The organism is Mesorhizobium sp. M1C.F.Ca.ET.210.01.1.1 (assembly GCF_004791585.1).
Taxonomy (GTDB): domain Bacteria; phylum Pseudomonadota; class Alphaproteobacteria; order Rhizobiales; family Rhizobiaceae; genus Mesorhizobium.
This window is the reverse complement of sequence record NZ_SRUU01000114.1, coordinates 1-427: the sequence shown is the minus strand read 5'-3', so window position 1 is coordinate 427 and position 427 is coordinate 1. Positions and strand designations below refer to the sequence as shown.

The window sequence follows — 427 nt, the reverse complement described above, 5'->3', positions numbered from 1 at the left end:
CCTCGGCGCACAACGAGTTCGTCGACGGCCAGCACTACACCGAAGACTTCGATGTGGTCAGCGCCGACGGCACCCACACCTCGGTCCATATCGACATCCTCGGCACCAATGATGCGGCTGTGCTGTCGTCGGCCTCGGTCAACCTGACCGAGACCGATGACGCGGCCGACATCTCGACCAGCGGCGCGCTCACCATCTCGGACGTCGACAGCGACCCGCACTTCGTCGCCCAGGCTGGCACCGCCGGCACCTACGGCTCGTTCTCGATCGATGTCGACGGCAACTGGAGCTACACGGCGTCCTCGGCGCACAACGAGTTCGTCGACGGCCAGCACTACACCGAAGACTTCGATGTGGTCAGCGCCGACGGCACCCACACCTCGGTCCATATCGACATCCTCGGCACCAATGATGCGGCTGTGCTGTC

The 427-nt window shown here is 64.4% G+C and carries 1 protein-coding gene; it reads left to right on the top strand.

Annotated features, from left to right (window positions below):
* The coding region (locus EN853_RS33165) for a VCBS domain-containing protein (RefSeq protein ID WP_210235547.1) at nucleotides 1-427 on the top strand (427 nt) is incomplete at both ends.